This is a genomic window from Streptomyces sp. NPDC007157, from assembly GCF_040634235.1.
Lineage (GTDB): Bacteria > Actinomycetota > Actinomycetes > Streptomycetales > Streptomycetaceae > Streptomyces.
On the sequence record NZ_JBEYFE010000026.1, the window covers coordinates 103,934 to 119,134 of the forward strand.

The 15,201-nt window shown below is 72.0% G+C and carries 13 protein-coding genes and 1 pseudogene; 2 read left to right on the plus strand and 12 right to left on the minus strand.

The genetic code is table 11. The features are described from left to right. Nucleotides 1–196: 196 nt before the first annotated feature. From ABZ642_RS36200 to bldG, 4 genes are all read right to left on the minus strand, one after another. Nucleotides 197–805, minus strand: coding sequence for a small secreted protein (locus tag ABZ642_RS36200; protein WP_360492336.1), 609 nt, complete (start codon nucleotides 803–805; stop codon nucleotides 197–199). Nucleotides 806–1,165: 360 nt separating this feature from the next. Beyond that, complete coding sequence (locus ABZ642_RS36205; protein WP_360492339.1) at nucleotides 1,166–3,574, minus strand: sodium-translocating pyrophosphatase; 2,409 nt, start codon at nucleotides 3,572–3,574, stop codon at nucleotides 1,166–1,168. Between the two features lie 325 nt (nucleotides 3,575–3,899). Continuing rightward, a complete protein-coding gene (locus ABZ642_RS36210) occupies nucleotides 3,900–4,334 on the minus strand; it encodes an ATP-binding protein (RefSeq protein ID WP_360492342.1) in 435 nt (144 codons plus the stop codon). A 238-nt stretch (nucleotides 4,335–4,572) separates the two neighbouring features. Continuing rightward, the gene (gene bldG / locus ABZ642_RS36215) at nucleotides 4,573–4,914 is read right to left on the minus strand and encodes an anti-sigma factor antagonist BldG (protein ID WP_010986038.1); all 342 of its coding nucleotides are present in this window, start codon (nucleotides 4,912–4,914) and stop codon (nucleotides 4,573–4,575) included. Nucleotides 4,915–4,997: 83 nt separating this feature from the next. Here bldG and ABZ642_RS36220 point away from each other — a divergent pair, with 83 nt between their 5' ends. Then, nucleotides 4,998–7,448: a DEAD/DEAH box helicase gene (locus ABZ642_RS36220; protein WP_360492345.1), complete on the plus strand. Its 2,451-nt coding sequence runs from the start codon at nucleotides 4,998–5,000 to the stop codon at nucleotides 7,446–7,448. A gap of 103 nt (nucleotides 7,449–7,551) precedes the next feature. Here ABZ642_RS36220 and ABZ642_RS36225 read toward each other — a convergent pair. The 7 genes and pseudogenes from ABZ642_RS36225 to ssd all read right to left on the minus strand — a co-directional run. Then, nucleotides 7,552–7,884: pseudogene (locus ABZ642_RS36225) on the minus strand (Rv3654c family TadE-like protein); the annotation flags it as partial. Nucleotides 7,885–8,000: 116 nt separating this feature from the next. Next, nucleotides 8,001–8,321 carry a TadE family type IV pilus minor pilin gene (locus tag ABZ642_RS36230; RefSeq protein ID WP_360492348.1) on the minus strand — a complete coding sequence of 107 codons (321 nt, stop codon included), beginning with the start codon at nucleotides 8,319–8,321 and terminating at the stop codon, nucleotides 8,001–8,003. Between the two features lie 28 nt (nucleotides 8,322–8,349). Beyond that, nucleotides 8,350–8,529 carry a DUF4244 domain-containing protein gene (locus ABZ642_RS36235; RefSeq protein WP_351713391.1) on the minus strand — a complete coding sequence of 60 codons (180 nt, stop codon included), beginning with the start codon at nucleotides 8,527–8,529 and terminating at the stop codon, nucleotides 8,350–8,352. A gap of 68 nt (nucleotides 8,530–8,597) precedes the next feature. Beyond that, on the minus strand, nucleotides 8,598–9,377 hold the full coding sequence (locus tag ABZ642_RS36240; RefSeq protein ID WP_360492352.1) for a type II secretion system F family protein: 780 nt from the start codon (nucleotides 9,375–9,377) through the stop codon (nucleotides 8,598–8,600). Beyond that, nucleotides 9,374–10,234 (minus strand): type II secretion system F family protein, encoded by an 861-nt coding sequence (locus ABZ642_RS36245; RefSeq protein WP_360492356.1) that lies wholly within the window; start codon nucleotides 10,232–10,234, stop codon nucleotides 9,374–9,376. The genes ABZ642_RS36240 and ABZ642_RS36245 overlap by 4 nt, the downstream gene beginning before the upstream one ends. 19 nt (nucleotides 10,235–10,253) lie before the next feature. Beyond that, nucleotides 10,254–11,435 carry a TadA family conjugal transfer-associated ATPase gene (locus tag ABZ642_RS36250; RefSeq protein ID WP_360492359.1) on the minus strand — a complete coding sequence of 394 codons (1,182 nt, stop codon included), beginning with the start codon at nucleotides 11,433–11,435 and terminating at the stop codon, nucleotides 10,254–10,256. Continuing rightward, nucleotides 11,432–12,529 (minus strand): septum site-determining protein Ssd, encoded by a 1,098-nt coding sequence (gene ssd, locus ABZ642_RS36255; RefSeq protein WP_360492362.1) that lies wholly within the window; start codon nucleotides 12,527–12,529, stop codon nucleotides 11,432–11,434. Before ssd ends, ABZ642_RS36250 begins: the two co-directional genes overlap by 4 nt. Before the next feature lie 583 nt (nucleotides 12,530–13,112). Between ssd and ABZ642_RS36260 the strand changes: the two genes are divergently transcribed. Continuing rightward, nucleotides 13,113–13,937 (plus strand): HAD family hydrolase, encoded by an 825-nt coding sequence (locus ABZ642_RS36260; RefSeq protein WP_360492365.1) that lies wholly within the window; start codon nucleotides 13,113–13,115, stop codon nucleotides 13,935–13,937. Between the two features lie 405 nt (nucleotides 13,938–14,342). Here the strand turns inward: ABZ642_RS36260 and ABZ642_RS36265 are convergent, their stop codons facing one another. Next, nucleotides 14,343–15,167: an oxidoreductase gene (locus ABZ642_RS36265; protein ID WP_360492368.1), complete on the minus strand. Its 825-nt coding sequence runs from the start codon at nucleotides 15,165–15,167 to the stop codon at nucleotides 14,343–14,345. Nucleotides 15,168–15,201 lie beyond the last annotated feature (34 nt).

Sequence of the window (15,201 nt, forward strand, 5' to 3'; positions counted from 1 at the left end):
TCAGCTCGCGTCGACCGCCGCCTTACGGACGACCGTCGCCCCGTCGGCGCCCATCGGCCTCGGCGCACCGGTCAACCCATAAGCACCGAGCGCCCCGCAGGCACCCCACGAATCCCGGCAGCACTCAGCTCCCGGCGCCCCGCGGCTCCCCCCGAACGGGTCGTCGTGGCGCCACGACTGCCGTCGACCCGTGCCGTCAGCTCGCGGTCGACGAGGCCGACGCCGAAGCCGACGCCGTCTCCGAGACCTGCTTGCAGCTGGCCTGCTCGGCGATCGCGTCCTTGACCTCGCCCTGCTCCAGGGCCTGCAGCGCCGCGGTGCCGCTCTTGTTCTGCGTCTCCAGGTCCGCCATCTGGGAGGCGACGTCGTGCAGACCGGAGGCGAACTTCGCCTGGTCCTTGGTGTCGAGCGCGTCGACCTTCTTCTTCAGGGCGGCGTAGGACGAGGAGAGGCTGTTGAGGTTCTTGACGACGTCCTGCTGACGCTTGGCGCCGTCGTCGATCCCAGGGGGCGCACCGGCGCTGCCGATGGCCGTGGCGAGCGCCTTGTAGCCGTCGGCCATGTCCTGGAAGGCCCGGGAGTCGGTCTTCTGGATGGTCGAGGGCGAACTCGTGGTGTCCGAGGCGGTCTGCGCGATGGCCGCGTTGGCCGCCTTGATCTTCGCGTCCTGCGCCGGCACCGCGTCACACACGGTCTTGGCCCAGGCGATCAGCTTGGGGTCGGTGCCCTTGTTGCTGCTGCACCCGGACAGCGCCACTACCAGTACCGCACCGCCGGACAGTGCGGCCGCGAGCTTCTTGTTCACCGGATAGGTCCCTTCAATGGCTCTCGGCCCCCGGAATCTACACGGCACACGGACAGCACCCTCATGGAGAGCATCCATTAAGTACGCTTTAGTCGTATTTGCACCACGAGAGAGAAGGCTCACGACGAGACGCCGGGCACACCCGGAGCCGGACCGCACCACCACGCACGACCGCGCCCCACGTGCACGACCACGCACCACCACACAGGGACCGCGCACGACCACGTACGACGACCGCGCACGAGAACCGGCGAGCGCCCCCGGCGCACGAAACGGGCGGACGGCGTGTCAGCACACGCCATCCGCCCGCTCGTTGGCCCGGCTCCCTCGCGAGAGCCCCGGCGGCCGTCGTAAGGCCGCTTACGAAACCACCGCTGGATCGGCCGACTTGGCCACGCGTCCCGCGCTGTCCTCGTCGTCGCCGACGGTGATGCCGCGCCGCTTGGAGATGTACACCGAGCCGACGATCACGATCAGCGCAAGGACCGCGATCACGATCCGGACGCCGATGCTCTTGTCATGGCCGTACGAGAACTTGATCACCGCTGGTGCGATGAGCAGCGAGACCAGGTTCATGACCTTGAGCAGCGGGTTGATCGCGGGTCCCGCGGTGTCTTTGAAGGGGTCGCCGACCGTGTCACCGATCACCGTGGCGGCGTGGGCCTCACTGCCCTTGCCGCCGTAGTGGCCGTCCTCCACGAGCTTCTTGGCGTTGTCCCAGGCACCGCCGGAGTTGGCCAGGAAGACGGCCATCAGGGTGCCCGCGCCGATCGCGCCGGCGAGGTAGGAGCCGAGGGCCCCGACGCCGAGCGTGAACCCGATGAAGATGGGCGCCATCACGGCGAGCAGTCCCGGCGTGGCCAGCTCGCGCAGGGCGTCCTTGGTGCAGATGTCGACGACCTTGCCGTACTCGGGCGTCTCCGTGTAGTCCATGATCCCGGGGTGCTCGCGGAACTGCCGCCGCACCTCGTAGACCACCGAACCCGCCGACCTCGCCACCGCGTTGATGGCGAGTCCGGAGAAGAGGAAGACGACCGCCGCGCCGGCGATGAGGCCGACGAGGTTGTTGGGCTGCGAGATGTCCATCGACAGGGTCAACGGCGCGCCCGGACCGGTCAGTTTCGCCCCCACGTCCTGCACGTTCGTGGTGATCGCGTCCCGGTACGACCCAAAGAGCGCCGACGCCGCGAGGACGGCGGTGGCGATGGCGATGCCCTTGGTGATCGCCTTGGTGGTGTTGCCGACGGCGTCCAGGTTGGTGAGCACCTGCGCGCCCGCGCCCTCGACGTCGCCGGACATCTCGGCGATGCCCTGGGCGTTGTCGGAGACCGGCCCGAAGGTGTCCATGGCGACGATCACACCGACCGTGGTGAGCAGGCCGGTGCCGGCCAGCGCCACCGCGAACAGCGCCAGCATGATCGACGTACCGCCGAGCAGGAACGCCCCGTAGACGCCGAGGCCGATCAACAGGGCGGTGTAGACGGCCGATTCGAGGCCGATCGAGATGCCGGCGAGGACCACGGTGGCCGGGCCGGTCAGCGAGGACTTGCCGATGTCCATGACCGGACGCCGGTTGGTCTCGGTGAAGTAGCCGGTCAGCTGCTGGATGACGGCCGCCAGCAGGATGCCGATGGCGACCGCGACCAGCGCGAGGATCCGCGGATCGCCGTCCTTGGCCCTGATGGCCGCGTCGGAGATGCCGTCGAGGTCGGCGTACTTCGACGGCAGGTACACGAAGACCGCGATCGCGACCAGCACGAGCGAGATCACCGCGGAGATGAAGAAGCCGCGGTTGATGGCGCTCATGCCGCTGCGGTCGCTACGGCGCGGGGCGACCGCGAAGATGCCGATCATCGCGGTGAGCACACCGATGGCCGGTACCAGGAGCGGGAAGGCGAGACCCGCGTCCCCGAAGGCCGCCTTTCCGAGGATCAGCGCGGCGACCAGGGTCACCGCGTAGGACTCGAAGAGGTCGGCCGCCATGCCGGCGCAGTCGCCGACGTTGTCGCCCACGTTGTCGGCGATGGTCGCGGCATTGCGCGGGTCGTCCTCCGGAATGCCCTGTTCGACCTTGCCGACCAGGTCGGCGCCGACGTCGGCGGCCTTGGTGAAGATGCCGCCGCCGACACGCATGAACATGGCGATCAGGGCGGCGCCCAGGCCGAATCCTTCGAGCACCTTCGGCGCGTCGGCCGCGTACACCAGCACCACACAGGAGGCGCCGAGCAGGCCGAGCCCCACCGTGAACATGCCGACCACGCCGCCCGTGCGGAAAGCGATCTTCATGGCTTTGTGCGAGACGGCGGTGAGATCCTTTTCCGGTTCACCTTCCGCCGGGGTGGCTTCCCGGGCGGCCGCGGCGACGCGGACATTGCTGCGTACGGCGAGCCACATGCCGATATAGCCGGTGGCCGCCGAGAAGGCCGCGCCGATCAAGAAGAAGATCGATCGGCCGGCGCGTTGATTCCAGTCGTCCGCGGGCAGCAGCAGGAGCAGGAAGAACACCACGACGGCGAACACGCCGAGGGTGCGCAGCTGCCGGGCCAGATAGGCGTTCGCGCCTTCCTGGACCGCCCCTGCGATCTTCTTCATGCTGTCGGTGCCCTCGCCGGCCGCGAGTACCTGGCGCACCAGGATCCAGGCGACCACGAGCGCGGCCAGCGCCACGACGGCGATCACCGCGACCAGGACCCGGTTGTCGTCGGTCAGGACCGCGGCCGCCAGGGTTGTGGGGTGATCCAACTGATGAGGGGTAGAAAGCCCCGCCATTCGTCCTCCTTGACGCTTGGGCTGAGCTCAAGATGTGGACGGATTCTAGGTACCCGCGAGTGATCTAAACAGGGGACGGTAAGCGGAATTGGCCTTCTCTTGCTCTTCAGCAAATGATCGAGGTCATGCCGACCAACCCGAAAGTGGTAACGCCCTAAAAGCATTGACGATCACCACTGGCCTATTCGGCGCTTGATCAAATTATCGGGCGATCCGCCGGGACATTGATCGTGAATTCTTTCACGAATTCGGCGACCGGATGACATCCGAAGGAAAATAACAAGAAGGGCCCTGCTGAGCAGGGCCCTTCTCATGATCGGGTGACTCAGGTGAGCGCGACTCCGGGCGGGGTGGTCGGCCAGGTCATGCGGATCAGGCCGCCGTGTTCCCCGGCGGTGACCTCGACGTCGTCGACGAGGCCGCTGATGACCGCGAGGCCCATCTCGTCCTCCTCGGCCTCCACGTCCGCGTCGGGCGCCGCACCGGTCGCCCGGTCGACGGGGACGGAACGGGGCGCATCGTCGCCGACCTCGATGGAGAACTGCTTCTCCTCCTCGATCAGCGCCACCCGCACCGGATCGGTGATGCCGGCGCTCTGGTGCAGACCGACAGCGCGGGAACAGGCCTCGCCGACGGCCAGCCGGACCTCGTCCAGGACGGCCTCGTCCACTCCGGCCCTGCGTGCCACCGCCGCCGCCACCAGTCGGGCGGTGCGGACGTGCTCGGGCAGCGCGCTGAAGCGGAGTTCAACGGTGGCCATACGTCCCCCTCGGAACTACAGGCGTGCGGTAGGGGGCCGGATCGCCGAAAAACCCGGCCCCCCGATGAATTGCGTCCGCCGCGGGCCTGCGACCCGTGAACGGCTGCCGGCACAGGCACGCGGGCCCGAGCGGGCAGGGGCGACACGGGCCTGCGTACGGCTCTGTACGAGCCCGTGTCGGAGGCCGACCGGACGGCGCGGACCGATCGGCGGCCCGGGAGACGTCGGCCGGACCGGGTCAGTCGGTGGCCGCCACCGCTTCCTCGACCGAGGTGTGGATCGGGAACACCTTGGTGAGACCGGTGATTCGGAAGATCTTCAGAATGCGCTCCTGGTTGCAGACCAGGCGCAGTGAGCCCTCATGGGCTCGCACCCGCTTCAGGCCGCCGACCAGCACGCCGAGCCCGGTGGAGTCGAGGAAGTCCACGCCCTCCATGTCAACGACGAGGTGGAAATTCCCGTCGTTCACCAGCTCGACCAACTGCTCGCGCAGCTTGGGCGCGGTATATACGTCGATTTCGCCACCGACCTCAACGACCGTGCGATCGCCGACGGTACGGGTCGACAGGGACAGGTCCACGGATCCTCCAGCACCTTGCTATCGAGCGGGTCGCCCCTTGGGACACCTCGGCCTGCGGCCCCCGGGACGGTACGCCAGCCGCGATGGCATTCAATCACTTACCGGCAGGCGTGCACGACGCCTTGGCCCCATTGTCCGTCACGCCAGTGACACACTCGGTCCCGATGGCCATAAATCACCGATCCGATCGACCCTCGGCTCCGGCCGCGTCCGGGTTCTCTCCGGGCACGGTCCTGGACCGGCTCGCCTCCGGGCCGAGCCGGGCTTCGCGCATCACTCATACGGAGCACTTGCCCCCGCGGGCGGGTCGGCATGCCGTCTGGCCTGACCGGATTCGTTCGGAGGTGGTCGCGGCGGTACAGGCGTGCGGCATCGACCATCCCTGGGAGCACCAGGCGCTGGCCGCCGAGCACGCCCTGGACGGCGCCTCGGTGGTGGTCGCCACCGGCACCGCCTCCGGCAAGTCGCTGGCCTATCTCGTGCCGGTCCTCTCCACCCTCCTGGACGGCTCCGAGGCACCCAACGGCCGTGGTGCCACCGCCCTCTACCTGGCGCCCACCAAGGCACTGGCGGCAGACCAGTGCCGATCGGTGAAGGAACTTTCACAACCGCTGGGCACCGCCGTACGGCCCGCGGTGTACGACGGCGACACCCCGTACGAGGAGCGGGAGTGGGTCCGCCAGTACGCCAACTACGTGCTCACCAACCCGGACATGCTGCACCGCGGGATACTTCCCGGGCACGCCCGCTGGTCCTCCTTCCTGAAGTCGCTGAAGTACGTCGTCATCGACGAGTGCCACACCTACCGGGGCGTCTTCGGCTCGCACGTCGCCCAGGTGCTGCGCCGCCTACGCCGCCTGTGCGCCCGCTACGGCGCCTCCCCGGTCTTCCTGCTGGCCTCCGCGACCGCCGCCGAGCCGGCCGTCGCCGCCCGCCGTCTCACCGGCCTGCCGGTCGTGGAGATCGCCGAGGACGCCTCCCCGCGCGGCGAGCTGGTCTTCGCCCTCTGGGAGCCGCCGCTGACCGAGCTGCACGGCGAGAAGGGCGCCCCGGTCCGCCGTACCGCCACCGCGGAGACCGCCGATCTGCTGACCGACCTCGCCGTGCAGGGCGTGCGGTCGGTGGCCTTCGTGCGCTCCCGGCGTGGCGCCGAGCTGATCGCCCTCATCGCGCAGGACCGGCTGGCCGAGGTCGACCGTTCCCTCGCCCGGCGTGTCGCGGCCTATCGCGGCGGCTACCTCCCCGAGGAGCGGCGCGCCCTGGAACGCGCGCTGCACTCCGGGGAGCTCCTCGGACTTGCCGCCACGACGGCCCTGGAGCTGGGCGTGGACGTCTCCGGGCTGGACGCCGTACTGATCGCCGGGTACCCGGGTACGAGGGCCTCTGTGTGGCAGCAGGCGGGTCGTGCCGGCCGCTCCGGGCAGGGCGCCCTCGCGGTCCTGGTGGCCCGCGACGACCCGCTGGACACGTTCCTCGTCCATCATCCCGAGGCCCTGTTCGACCAACCGGTGGAATCGACGGTCCTCGACCCCGACAACCCGTACGTCCTCGCCCCGCATCTGTGTGCCGCCGCGGCCGAGATCCCGCTCACCGACGACGACCTCGACCTGTTCGGCCCCGCCTGCGCGGAGCTGCTGCCGCAGCTGGAGGCCGCGAAGCTGCTGCGCCGCCGTACCAAGGCCTGGCACTGGACCCGGCGCGAGCGGGCCGCCGAGCTGACCGACATCCGCGGCGAGGGCGGCCGCCCGGTGCAGGTCGTCGAGGCGGGCACGGGGCGGCTGCTCGGCACGGTGGACGCCAGCGCCGCGCACTCCACGGTCCACGAGGGCGCGGTCCACCTGCACCAGGGCCGCACCTACCTGGTGCGCTCCCTGGACCTGGAGGACTCGGTCGCGCTGGTCGAACAGGCCGAGCCGCCGTACTCCACGGTCGCCCGCGACACCACGGCCATCTCCGTCCTGGAGACCGACATCGAGGTTCCCTGGGGCGACGGCCGCCTCTGCTACGGGTCCGTCGAGGTCACCAACCAGGTGGTCTCCTTCCTCCGCCGCCGGCTCATCACCGGCGAGGTGCTGGGCGAGACGAAACTCGACCTCCCGCCCCGGACGCTGCGCACCCGCGCGGTGTGGTGGACCGTCACCGAGGACCAGCTCGACGAGGCCCGGATCACCCCGGAGATCCTCGGCGGTGCCCTGCACGCCGCCGAACACGCCTCCATCGGCCTGCTCCCGCTCTTCGCGACCTGCGACCGCTGGGACATCGGCGGCGTGTCCATCCCCCTGCACCCCGACACGCTGCTGCCGACGGTCTTCGTCTACGACGGCCACCCGGGCGGCGCGGGCTTCGCGGAGCGCGCCTTCCACACGGCCCGCGCGTGGCTCACCGCCACCCGCGAGGCGATCGCCGCGTGCGAGTGCGAGGCCGGGTGCCCGTCCTGCATCCAGTCACCCAAGTGCGGGAACGGGAACGATCCGTTGCACAAGCGGGGGGCGGTGCGACTCCTCACGGTGCTGCTGAAGGGGGCGCCCGAGTAGGGCCGACATCGGGCGCCGGCCCACTGCGGGCCGGTGGGGGCCGGTCGCCCCCCCCACGCGGCGGAGCCGCACCTGTCACAGCGCCGCGCCCCTGTGGGGCGCGTTACGGCGGCGCCCAATCCACCGGGCCCGCTCTGGCCCTGACCTCCGCCGCGAACAGCCCGTCCCCCGAGGCCACCGACACGTCCGAGACATCCCCGACGACCACGCACCGCGTCAGCCGCGCACCCTGTGCCCGTGCCACCCGGTCGGCCCGGGCGCAGGCCCCCGCGGTCCCTTCGGCCCAGTGGTCCGCGGCCGCGAGCGCGGCCATGTCGGCACCACCGGCCGCCCGATGGCGGCCGACGACAGCCTGCCCCAGTCCGATGACGACCCCGAAGACCACGCACAGCACAGCGATCGCCCCGACGCTCCACACAGTGGCGGAGCCTTGATCACGCGCCCCGCCGCAGCGTGCCCGGTAGGAGCGTGGGGCTGTGACGTGTGCGGCTCCGCCGCGTGGGCGCGAGCAGCCCCCACCGGCCCGCAGCCACCCGACCGCCGCACGCCCCGTCACGGCCCCCGCTCCTCCGCCAACGCCACCGCCGACTCGCGTACTTCGAACGGCAGCGCTCCCAGCACCGGTGGCCTCGCCACCACCGTCACCCGGACCTGGTCGCCCTCCCGGCCGACGGTCACCGTCGCGCCGTCCGGCGCCGCCTCCTTCGTCACGGCGACCACCGCGCCCTCGGCGTCCTGCCGCGCGGCGGCCCGCGCCCCGGTGCGGGCGGCGTCCACGCACCGGATCTGGGCGGCCACCACGAGCAGCCCCCACACCAGCGCCATCGTGAACGCCACCAGCACCGGCAGCACCACGGCCGTCTCCGCCGTCACGAACCCGCGGTCCGACCCGCGCCCGCGCTCACATCCGCGCACTGAGGGCTCGTTTCACGATGTTCTGAAGCTCCGCACTGACCTGTCCGCTCGTCACGACCGCGTAGAGCACGGCCGCGAACGCGACGGCGGCGATGATCCCCATCGCGTACTCGGACGTAACCATTCCGGCGTCCCCGCGCAGCAACTTCCGCATCTTCCGGTACATCTCGACTCCACTCCCTTGAATTCCGAATTCAGTGATCTGTTCCTGTTGGCGGCCCGTTGTCGCCCCTTTCATCCACCACCCCCTCGCATCACCCCGCCCGCGAGCCCGATCACCACGGGCAGCACCCCGACCGCGATGAACGCGGGCAGGAAACACAGCCCGACCGGCGCGGAGATCAGCACGGCCGCCCGCCGGGCCCGTGCGGTCGCGCTTCTCGCCCACTCCGCGCGGGCGTCAGCGGCGAGCCGGGCGACCGGAACGGCCGCCGGCAGCCCGGACTCGGTCGCGCGCTCCAGCAGCCGGGCGAGGGCGGCGGCCCCCGGCAGTGCCGCCAACCGCCGCCAGGCGTCCACCGGTTCACCGCCCAGTCGAACCTCAGCCGCACCCCGCGCGAGCCCTTCCCCGACGGGCCCGCCGAGCGCCTCGCCGACGGCCTGCGCGGCGAGGACCGGGCCCGCCCCGGCGGCGATGCAAGCGGCCAGCAGGTCGGAGGCGAGCGGGAGTTGGCGCGCGGCCCGGGACGCCTCGGCCTGCGCCGCCCGTCCCGCGTCTCCCTGCCGGCGCCGCCACCGCCACAGCCCCACGGCCACGCCCAGGCCCAGCAGCGCCCCGACGACCCCACCGACCAGCACCCAGCCGCCGCACACCACACCGACCACCGGCAGCCATCCGCGGACGGCACCCGCGACGTCGCAACGCCGCTCAGGCATCTCCAGGGCCAGCAGTTCGGCCACCCTGCGCCTGGCCCAGCGCCTGCGCCGGGCCCGCTCCAGCCGCCACGCCGACCAGCCCAGGACCAGCAGCACCGCGACCGTCGCCCCCAGCCTGTGGACAACCTCCGCGCTCATGCCGCCTCAGCTCCCCGCACGATCCGGGCCGCCCACCACATCCCCGTGCCCTCGAACACCGCTCCGACGACCAGGCAGCCCAGCCCGGCCCCGGTGTGCAGCAGTACGCGCAGCGGATCGGCGCCCATGGCCGAGCCGAGCAGAAGACCGAGGGCGGGCAGCGCGGCGAGCAGCACCACGGTGGCCCGGGCCCCGGACAACTGGGCGCGCAGGTCGGCACGCTGGTCCCGTTCGGCGCGCAGGGCCGCCTCCAGGCGGTCGAGGCCGGCGGCGAGCCCCGCACCCTGGTCGACGGCCACCCGCCAGCACGCCGCGAGCCCCAGCAGGCCGCCGGCGCCCGACTGGCGCGCGGCCGTCGCGAGCGCGCCCGGCACGTCCCCGCCGAAGCGGGCCGCCGCCACCACGGCCGCCTGGGCCTCGGCGAGCCCGCCGGAGTCCCGCGCGGCCCGCAGCAGCGCCTCGCCCGGCTGCCGTCCCGCGCGCACCTCACCGGCGAGCGCCCCGCAGAGCACGATCACCGCGTCGGCGCGTGCCTGCCGGACCCGCCCCGCCTGGCGGGCCAGCCGCAGCCGGCGCAGCACCGGCACCCCGGCCGCCCCGGCGAGGAGCGGAAGCACCGAGGCGGCGACGAGGGCCAGCGCGATGCCGACGGTCAGGGCCCACCACTCGCCCCGCCAACGGCCGCGCAGCCGCCGCAACTCCCCGGCCGTCTGCTCCCACAAGGGCGGTCCGGCCGCCACCGCACCGCCCCCGGCGAGCAACAGCCGCGCCCGCCGTACCTCGCGCTGCCGCTCGGCCAGGAGCCAGGCCATGACTCCGCCGCACACCACCGCCGCACCCACCGTCGTCTCACCCATCGCACGAACCCCTTTCAACTCACAGATCACTTGCGTCACTTCGCAGCAACCCCCGCAGCCGCTCCCACCCCGGCTCGCGCGCGAAGGCCTCCGCACTCCAGCGCAGTGCCGGTACCGTCCGCACCAGACCCGTGGGATCCCGTTCCAGCACATGCACCTCGGCGATCCGCCGTCGGCCCGTGCGGTCCCGCACGAGGTGCAGCACCACCGACAGCGCGGCCGCCAACTGGCTGTGCAGGGCGGCCCGGTCGAGCCCCGCGGCCGTACCGAGTGCCTCCAGGCGGGCGGGGACGTCCGCGGCCGCGTTTGCGTGCACCGTGCCGCAGCCGCCCTCGTGGCCGGTGTTGAGCGCGGCCAGCAGGTGCACGACCTCGGGGCCGCGCACCTCGCCGACGACCAGCCGGTCGGGGCGCATCCGCAGCGCCTGCCGGACCAGGTCCTCCAGGGTCACCAGGCCGGCGCCCTCCTGGTTGGCGGGTCTGGTCTCCAGCCGCACGACGTGCGGGTGTTCGGGCCTGAGCTCCGCCGAGTCCTCGGCGAGCACGATCCGCTCCCCCGGGCCCACCAGACCGAGCAACGCGCTCAGCAGGGTCGTCTTGCCGGTGCCGGTGCCACCGCTGACCAGAAAAGAGAGCCGGGCCGCCAGCAGCGCGCGCAGGATCCGGTCGCCGCCCGGTGGCACGGTCCCGGCCGCCACCAGTTCGTCGAGCGTGAACGCCCGCGGCCGCACCACCCTGAGGGACAGACAGGTGCAGCCGACCGCCACTGGAGGCAGCACCGCGTGCAGACGGGTGCCGTCGGGCAGCCGGGCGTCCGCCCAGGGCCGGGCGTCGTCCAGGCGCCGGCCGGCCACCGCGGCCAGCCGCTGTGCGAGTCGTCGTACGGCCGCCGCGTCCGGGAAGGCGACGGGGGTCAGTTCCAGGCCGCCGCCGCGGTCCACCCAGACCCGGTCCGGGGCGGACACCAGGACGTCGGTGACCGTGGGGTCGGCGAGCAGGGGTTCCAGGGGGCCGCTGCCGACCAGTTCGGAGCGCAGTCGCTCGGCCGCGCCGAGAACCTCGGCGTCGCCGAGCACCCGACCCTGTGCGCGCAGCGCCTGCGCCACGCGCGCGGGGGTCGGTTCGGCGCCGCTCTCGGCGAGCCAGCGCCGGACCCCGTCGAGCAGGGCCGGGCCGTCCACGCCCGCGGTGCCGGGCCTCATACGCCACCCGCCTCGACGAGCGTGCGCTCCCAGAAGCCCTTGCAGAAGCGCGCCAGTGGCCCGCGGGCGGCGGCTCCGGGCGGTTTCCGGTTCGGGCGGGACAGGCCCGGTTCGACAGGCACCTCGCCGGCCAGCGGCAGGCCGAGCAGCCGGGCCACCTCGCGGTCGTCGAGTCCCGGCGCGTACGGGCCCCGTACCGCCACCCGGAGGTCGCGCACGACCATGCCGACGGTGGCCGCCACCCGGGCCGCCGCCGCGATCGCACGGAGTTCGGCGGGGACCACCAGGACGGCGAGGTCGAGCTGGGTGAGGACCTCGGCGACCTCGTCGTCCAGGCGGCGCGGCAGGTCGACGACGACCGTGCCGCCCCGCCTGCGGACGGCGGCGAGCACCGCGCGGACGGCGGGCGGCGGGATCGCCACGCTGGCGCCGCGGTCCCAGCTGAGGATCCGCAGCGAGTGCAGCTCCGGCAGCGACTCCTCCAGGGCCCCGCTGCCGAGCCGGCCGCGGGAGGCGGCGAACGCGGGCCAGCGCAGGCCTTCGGCGGTCTCGGCGCCGAGGAGTACGTCGATTCCGCCGCCCAGTGGATCCGCGTCCACGAGGAGGGTGCGCAGTCCCTCCCGTGCGGAGGTGACGGCGAGCGCGCAGGCCAGCGTGGAGGCACCGGCCCCGCCCCGGCCGCCGATCACCCCGACGGTGAGGGCCGGGCGGCCCACACCCTCGACGACGTCGGCGATCCGGTCCACGAGCCACTGCTCGCCGTCGGGCAGCATCAGGACGTGGTCCGCGCCGATCTCCACGGCGCGTTTCCACACGTCCGGGTCGTCCTGGTCCTGGCCGACCAGCACCACCCCGCGTCGGCGCGCGGCCCCGCGCACCCGGCGTGCGGCGTCGTCGCCGACCAGGACGAGCGGGGCGGACTCCCAGCCGCCGCCGCGTTCCGGTACCCCGTGGTGGACCTCGGGTTTGGCGCCGGCCGCCGCGCACAGGCGCAACAGGTCGTCGAGGAGTTCGGCGTCCTCGGTGACGATCATCGGGCGTCCGGGCCGTCCCGGGGCGGCGGACGGTGGTTCGTGGGTGACAGTTCCGGCCACGTGAGCTTCCCCCTCGGCTGCGTTCTTGCGCGCGGCCTCCGGGGCCACGCGATTCCCATACGTGTGAAGAACCGGCAAGCGGCCTCCATATGCACGGCCGATAGAAACCGGCCATTGGCGCCCGACAATCGGAACCGGCCATGAACTCGCCGCCGCCGGAGCGCGCTGGAATCACGGTGCGACGAACCCGGAAATCGTGTGGATCTTGGTCCAAAACTGTGGACAACTCGATGGTTGTGAATATCGCTGTCACCCATACCGGTGAGGCCCGTTCTGGGCTCTGTGCGACTTCCACAGCGCAGCGTTGTGACTACACAGCGTGACGGATCGCGGGCATGCGAGAGGGGCGGCCACAGCCGCCCGACCAGGGTCTCAGGACCCGGAGAAGAGAGGAAAAACCCGTCCGGACATGCGACGACCCCCACCGGGGGGGAGAGTGGGGGTCGTCTCCACGGCCGACTCGGGGGGGGAGGAGCCGGACCGGGTTAGCACGGTCGCGAACGATCCGTGACTTCCATGGTGTACCCGAGAGCCCTCTCAGGCAAACCCACGCGCCCCACCTTACGCCGAATGGTGGGCGCCTATGCTCGGGGGCGTGGAAAACCACTCCTTGCCCCGCACAGCAGCCTTCTTTGACCTGGACAAGACGGTCATTGCGAAGTCGAGCACGCTCACCTTCAGCAAGTCGTTCTACCAAGGCGGTCTGATCAACCGCAGGGCGGCGCTGCGCAACGCGTACTCCCAGTTCGTGTTCCTGGTCGGCGGTATGGACCACGACCAGATGGAGCGCACCCGCGCGTACCTGTCCGGCCTGGTCCGTGGCTGGAATGTCCAGCAGGTCAAGGAGATCGTCGCCGAGACCCTGCACGACCTGATCGACCCGATCATCTACGACGAGGCCGCCTCCCTCATCGAGGCCCATCACCGGGCCGGCCGGGACGTCGTCATCGTCTCCACCTCGGGCGCCGAGGTGGTCGAGCCGATCGGCGAACTGCTCGGCGCCGACCGGGTGGTGGCCACCCGCATGGTCGTCGGCGACGACGGCTGCTACACCGGCGAGGTGGAGTACTACGCCTACGGTCCGACGAAGGCCGAGGCGATCCGGGAGCTGGCCGCCTCCGAGGGGTACGACCTCGACCGCTGCTACGCGTACAGCGACTCGGCGACCGACCTGCCGATGCTCCAGGCCGTCGGGCATCCGCACGCGGTCAACCCGGACCGGACGCTGCGCCGCGAGGCACTCGGGCGCGGCTGGCCGATCCTGGACTTCCACCGCCCGGTCCGGCTCAAGCAGCGCATCTCCGCGCCCCCGCGCCCGGCCCTGGTCGCCGCGGCCGCGATAGGAGCGGCAGCCGCCACCGCGGGCCTGGTCTGGTACGCGAGCAGGCGCCGGAACTCAGTTGCCTGAACCGGCGCACCATCCCCTCTTTCGCCCGTTCAGCCGATCGATGTCCCTTTTTTGCGCCTTAGCGTGTCTTTGAAGCTAAAAGTAAAGAACTGCGGGCAGGGGTTCCGCTTGCTCCGGGCTTGCAGTACAAAGGGGTTAGCGGCCCGCGAGACCGAAGGACATCCGAGAGGATCACCTTTTTAAACGCATTTGGCCCCACGGACCCCGCATGGACACTGAGCACCCACGCGACGTCGACCCGTCGATTACGGGCCAGCCGCACCAGGTGACGGGCAAAGCACCCGACCTGATGGGCGACATTTCGAGGACGCCTGGTAACCCGGTGAACATGCCAGCGGCGGTACGAGAACTCGTACCGCCGCAACCCGTTCAGGCAGCCTTCCCGGCCGCCCGTGGCCTTTACGCCTACGCCGCGCCGCGCTGCAACGCCTCGCAGACCGCGGTCGACTCCCGGACGCCCAGCTCGATCGCGCGGCCGCAGTGCGCGATCCAGGCCGCCATGCCGTCCGGGGTGCCCGATACATAGCCGTCCAGGGCCGCCAGATACGAGGCACGGCCCAGTTCGGCGTGGCCGACCTCGGCGGGGCAGATCGACTTGGGGTCGAGGCCGCTGCCGATCAGCACGATCCGCTCGGCCGCGCGCGCCACCAGCCCGTTGTACGAGGTGAAGGGCCGCAGCGCGAGCAGCTCGCCGTGCACCACGGCAGCTGTCACCAGCGCCGGCGCGGAACTGCCCGCGATGATCAGCTCGGCGAGCCCGTCGAGGCGCCCCGACACCTCGTCGGCGGCCGGCAGCGGCAGCTCGATCAGCGGCTCGTCGACACCTTCACCGGCCCGGCGCGGCCGGCCCACCTCGTCGTCCCCGGTCGCGGCCGCCACCAGATGCAGCCGGGCCAGTACGCGCAGCGGCGACTGTCGCCAGATGGAAAGCAATTGGCCTGCCTCGGCGGTCAGCCGCAGGGCGGCGCCCACCACGCGCGCGTCGTCGTCGACACCGAAGTCGGAGCGCCGCCGGACCTCCTCCAGCGCCCAGTCGGCACCGGACAGCGCCGCACTGCCCCGGGCGCCGCGCAGCGCGGCCTCGGACGTGACGGCGTTGCTGCGGCGCCGCATGACCCGGTGCCCGTAGACCCGGTCCACGGCCTTGCGCACGGACTCCACGGACTCGGCCACACCGGGCAGCGAGCCCAGGGCCGCGAGCGGATCGGCGGTCGCACGTGTCGTACTCATGAGTACGACCCTACGCACCCCCGGCCCGCCGCTC

Coding starts and splice junctions, on each gene's coding strand:
- ABZ642_RS36205 (WP_360492339.1), bottom strand. CDS start 3,574: ATGGCGGGGCTTTCTACCCCTCATCAGTTGGATCACCCCACAACCCTG.
- ABZ642_RS36210 (WP_360492342.1), bottom strand. CDS start 4,334: ATGGCCACCGTTGAACTCCGCTTCAGCGCGCTGCCCGAGCACGTCCGC.
- ABZ642_RS36220 (WP_360492345.1), top strand. CDS start 4,998: ATGGCATTCAATCACTTACCGGCAGGCGTGCACGACGCCTTGGCCCCA.
- ABZ642_RS36235 (WP_351713391.1), bottom strand. CDS start 8,529: ATGTACCGGAAGATGCGGAAGTTGCTGCGCGGGGACGCCGGAATGGTT.
- ABZ642_RS36240 (WP_360492352.1), bottom strand. CDS start 9,377: ATGAGCGCGGAGGTTGTCCACAGGCTGGGGGCGACGGTCGCGGTGCTG.
- ABZ642_RS36245 (WP_360492356.1), bottom strand. CDS start 10,234: ATGGGTGAGACGACGGTGGGTGCGGCGGTGGTGTGCGGCGGAGTCATG.
- ABZ642_RS36250 (WP_360492359.1), bottom strand. CDS start 11,435: ATGAGGCCCGGCACCGCGGGCGTGGACGGCCCGGCCCTGCTCGACGGG.
- ABZ642_RS36260 (WP_360492365.1), top strand. CDS start 13,113: ATGCTCGGGGGCGTGGAAAACCACTCCTTGCCCCGCACAGCAGCCTTC.
- ABZ642_RS36265 (WP_360492368.1), bottom strand. CDS start 15,167: ATGAGTACGACACGTGCGACCGCCGATCCGCTCGCGGCCCTGGGCTCG.